Below are 4241 nucleotides of genomic sequence, written 5' to 3'. Positions count from 1 at the left end.
ATAATGCGTCTGCGCCAACCCCCAGCCGGTGCTGACACATTCGCATCCGCCATGTCCGTCGCGCTCCAATGAGTTGCCGACGGTCAATGCGCCGATCTTATGACCGCGGGTGTTACAACGACGTAAGTAGGCCCCAGTGTCCTAGCTCTGACACCAGCCGCAAAGTAGGTCGCGGGTAGCCGCACCAGCCCCCGCTTCCCTGTCCTAGGCCTCATCGTTGGTCTGATCGAGTGATCGGGGCAAAGGGGCGGGCGTACGGCAAGAGTGGTCGTCAGAGGAGCTGTTGGCGAACTGGATGCTGGTAGACGGTGACTGGGGCCTGGTGGCGAACAAGAGCGGGGTGACCCGGCTACCGCCGTGCCCTGCTCCCGCCCCCGCACCCCGGCGGACACCCTTGCCCGCCCGGACACGCACACACAATGAGCCTTTACCAACCTCAATTTGTGCAGGTCAGGTGGAGGGCGAGGACGGCTTGGATGCGGGCGTGCGCGGCACTGACCGCGCGTTGACCTGCCCAGAGGCGGTCCCACTGGCCGCGGAAGGGCACCCGCACGCTGTCGAAGTAACGTCCACCTTGGCCAGCATGTCTGTCCCGGCGCGCAGCACGGTTTCGGCGCGGCCGCCCGGCGGGGCATCGAGGTGAACACCCGCGCGTGCGCGGTGTCCTGGCCGCAGGCACTCGCCTTCATCACCGCGGCTGCCGGGGAATCAGCGCCGTGACCGCGAGTGCGATCAGCACGACGCCGTAGCCGGTCGCGGTGGTCAGCAGGCTGACGCTGGTCGCGATGACGCCCGCCGCGACAGCCGGGATGGAGAACGCGAGGTAGCTGAGCACGTAGAACGCGGCGACGAGCTTGCCGCGTTCGGCGGCCGGTGCGAGCGGGAAAACGGTGCGGGTAACGCCCTGAAAGCTCGCACCGAAGCCGGTCCCGGCGATCAGTGTGCCCGCGAACAGCAGCGCCTGGGACCCGGTCTGGGCGGCCGCGATGGTTACCGCGATCCCGATCGCCAGCGCGGCGGCGCCGAAGCGCATCACCCGGCCGGCCGCGACCGTGCGCAGCAGCCAGATCGTCGCCGCACCCGCCGCGGCCAGCGTGAACACCAGCAGCCCGCCGAGCAGGATCGAGTTTGAGCCGGTGACCACACGGACCAGGCTCGGGCCGAGCGAGAGGTAGAAGCCGCCCAACGCCCACGCCGCGATGTCCAGCAGCGCGATGGCGGCGAACGCGGACCGCGCCGCGGCCGGGATGCCGACATTCGGCCGGATCGCCTGCCGTGCGCCGGGCATCATCGGCGAGGTCTCGGTCACCACGATCGTGCCGATCGCCTCGACCGCGAACACCGCGAGCAGCACCAGGTACACGGTCTGGCGCGGCCACGGCAGGAACTGGACGAGCGCTGCGGAACCAAGTCCGCCGACGGCGAGACCCGCTATCGGGGCAACGCTGTTCACGATCGGCCCGTGTGGTCGCTCCGCATCCAGGATCGCGGCGGCCAGCGCACCGGTTGCCGCGCCGGTCGCGATGCCCTGCACCATGCGCGCCACGATCAGCAACGGAACGCCGTGCGCGGTGCTGAACATCAGCATGGCAACCGCGTCGAGCGCGAGGGCGCCGAGGATCACCGGGCGGCGTCCCACGTGGTCGGACAGCGACCCGACGGTCAGCAGCGCGAGCAACAGGCACACCGCGTAGACACCGAAGATTACCGTCAGCATGCCCGAGGAGAACGCCCAACGCGCCTGGTAGACGTGGTAGAGCGGGGTCGGCGCGCTGGACGCGGCGAGGAACGTCAACATGGTCGCCGCGAGCAGGACGGTGGCCGGCCCGGACGACATGCGCCGGGTGGCCGGAGCGGTCAGCATGGACTACCCCCACGATCGATTAAAGCGAGGATCATTGCTTTAGTTGACCGTACACGGGGCGGAGCTTAAAACAAAGACTTCTGCGACAATGGTCGTATGCCGACCACCACACCAGCCCGGCGGCCGGGCGGGCGCAGCGCGAAGGTCCGGGACGCCGTCTACACCGCCGTCGGCCAGCTCATGGGCGAGGGCAAGGCGGACCGCATCACCATCCCACTGGTGGCCAACCGGGCAGGCGTCAACCCGACCAGCATCTATCGCCGCTGGGGCGACCTGGACACGCTGCTGGAGGAGGTCGCTGTCGCCGCGCTCACCAAGGACGGCGACGAACTGCCGGACACCGGGTCACTGCGCGGTGACCTGTCGGCGTGGGCTCGGATCGTGGTCGACGACATCACCCAGCCGCGCCGGACCCGTTACCTGCGCGCCATGACGTCCGCCCGGGACGAGGTGCTCACCTGCCCGTGCTGGGAGCAGCGCCGCACGCAGGCCAAGGTGATGCTGGATCGGGCAAGGGCGCGCGGGGAGCGGGCGCCGACCGAGCAGCAGGTCCTCGATCACGTGATTGCACCGATGTATCACCACGTGGTCTTCGGCCTGTCCGCCGACCGGGAGTACGCGGGCCAACTGGTCCACGACGTGATCGCGATGGCCTAGGCGGACGAGGTGCTGTTGGCGCTGCGCCGTGGCGAGTACGGCGAGGCGATCCACGGCCTGCTCGGGCCCGTCGACGAGCTCCTCGCCGGCCTCGTGAAACGGGGCCAGGGCAGCGGCGTGTTCACACAGCACCTGCCGGCGGGCATTCTGAGCCAGGTTGCCTACGGCGTCGTGTTCGCCATCGCGGACAGCGACCTGTCGAACGGGACCCTCGGCGCCCGAGCAGCGACGATCACGAGCCTGCTGATGCCGGGAGTTCCCGAGACGCGCGCAATCGCTCTCGTGAGCGACCAGCCCTGACCCGCGGCACTCGAGCGGAGTCGCGGATCGTCCTGCTCCGGACACGGTATCGACACCGCGCCCCGCCAGGAATCCGGTGAGAACAGTGTGATCGCGACGACGTGAGTGGCACGGCGCGGCCGGAGAGTGTGCCTGCGCAGACCGCCTCCCTCTCAGGCCCGTCGCCGACTTCTCACAAATGACCCTTTGCCCGAGCAAGATCGAATAGAGCCGCGCGGAGACCGCCGAGAGCCGGATCCGTTCGCAGAAGCCGTTCTCACTCAAGAGTGGCCGGAGGGTAGTTCTGCGACTTGGGTTGTGCGAAAATCCGGGTTCATGACGGACCCTCAAGAGCCTCCCCTGACCGCCGCGTCGGAAGCCGATCTCGTCGAACGCCATCCGTGCCCGAAGTGCAAGGCGGCCCCCGGATCGCCGTGCCGCTCGCGCTCCGGCGCAGTCGCCTCCGCCTATCACACCGGCCGCTTCACCAAGGTGCCGAAGCTCGCGAAGGAACTGCGGGTGCAGACGCCGGCCGACCGCGGGCCCGGCCAGCCGTGGCGGCCCGGCAAGCCGGTCCCCGCCGCGATCGACCCCAGCCTGCCGAGCGCGGACATCCGCGTCGGCTACGCACGCTGCTCGACGCTGGGGCAGGAACTCGACTCGCAGCTGGACGCGCTCGCCAAGCACGGCATCCCCCGGGAGAAGATTTTCAGCGAGAAGATCAGTACCCGGATCAAGGTCCGCCCCCAGTTCGAGGAGGCGCTGAAGACCGCCCGGGAGATCAAGGCGCATGCGCCGCACTGCCGGGTCCTGTTCACGGTGTACGAGATGAAGCGGCTGGGGCGCGACGCCGCGGAGCTCACCGCGCTCGCCGATCATCTGACCGAGCACGGCCTGGTGCTGGAGATGCTCGCCGGACCGCTGCCCGGCATCTACAACCCCACCGGGCCGGGCAAGCTCCTCTTCGGGTTCTTCGCGGCCATGGCAGTTATCTCAAGCTCGCCGATCAAGCATGGCTGTGACCTGGGCAGTCAGGTCAAGGACACTGTCTTCGACCTGGCTGCGTAACGCATTCGAGGGCCGGTCAGCGCGGGCCGATCGTTACTGAAGAGCGATGCGGTTTGCTGGGCTCGGGGGCTGGCTCACAGCCACCGCTTGGCTGCTTCGAGGCTGTCGCCGCCGCTCGTGTTGAACGCGATTGCGGCCTTCGGCGCATGACGCCGAACCAGATTCACGACCTGCTCAAAGAGCGGCAGAAGCGGCTCCGGTTTGCGGATCCCACCCCCGATGACGATGACGTCCCAGTCGTGCTCGGACAGTGCTGCAACGATCGTCGACTCCGCCGTGGCCGCGGCCAGCTGCTGACAGCGCATGCCTTCCCGGCCTGCCTCCGACTCCAGCACGGACATGATCCGCTGGTAATCCGGAGGCAGGACCGACG

The 4241-nt window shown here is 68.6% G+C and carries 5 protein-coding genes; 3 read left to right on the top strand and 2 right to left on the bottom strand.

Annotated elements, in window-relative coordinates; all coding sequences use genetic code 11:
- Positions 1 to 688 precede the first annotated feature (688 nt).
- Positions 689 to 1795 carry an MFS transporter gene (locus tag ACWEKM_RS45930; protein WP_451627267.1) on the bottom strand — a complete coding sequence of 369 codons (1107 nt, stop codon included), beginning with the start codon at positions 1793 to 1795 and terminating at the stop codon, positions 689 to 691.
- Between the two features lie 165 nt (positions 1796 to 1960).
- Between ACWEKM_RS45930 and ACWEKM_RS45925 the strand changes: the two genes are divergently transcribed.
- From ACWEKM_RS45925 to ACWEKM_RS45915, 3 genes are all read left to right on the top strand, one after another.
- On the top strand, positions 1961 to 2521 hold the full coding sequence (locus ACWEKM_RS45925) for a TetR/AcrR family transcriptional regulator C-terminal ligand-binding domain-containing protein (RefSeq protein ID WP_451627266.1): 561 nt from the start codon (positions 1961 to 1963) through the stop codon (positions 2519 to 2521).
- A gap of 9 nt (positions 2522 to 2530) precedes the next feature.
- Complete coding sequence (locus tag ACWEKM_RS45920) at positions 2531 to 2821, top strand: hypothetical protein (RefSeq protein WP_451627265.1); 291 nt, start codon at positions 2531 to 2533, stop codon at positions 2819 to 2821.
- A gap of 315 nt (positions 2822 to 3136) precedes the next feature.
- A complete protein-coding gene (locus ACWEKM_RS45915) occupies positions 3137 to 3868 on the top strand; it encodes a recombinase family protein (protein ID WP_451627264.1) in 732 nt (243 codons plus the stop codon).
- A 74-nt stretch (positions 3869 to 3942) separates the two neighbouring features.
- Here ACWEKM_RS45915 and ACWEKM_RS45910 read toward each other — a convergent pair whose 3' ends face one another.
- Positions 3943 to 4233, bottom strand: coding sequence for a hypothetical protein (locus ACWEKM_RS45910; RefSeq protein ID WP_451627268.1), 291 nt, complete (start codon positions 4231 to 4233; stop codon positions 3943 to 3945).
- Positions 4234 to 4241 lie beyond the last annotated feature (8 nt).

The sequence above is a fragment of the Streptomyces sp. NPDC004752 genome (assembly GCF_053601275.1).
Note: the sequence above shows the minus strand (reverse complement) of the source record. Positions and strands in the feature narration are given on the sequence as shown.

Coding starts and splice junctions, on each gene's coding strand:
- ACWEKM_RS45925 (WP_451627266.1), top strand. CDS start 1,961: ATGCCGACCACCACACCAGCCCGGCGGCCGGGCGGGCGCAGCGCGAAG.
- ACWEKM_RS45915 (WP_451627264.1), top strand. CDS start 3,137: ATGACGGACCCTCAAGAGCCTCCCCTGACCGCCGCGTCGGAAGCCGAT.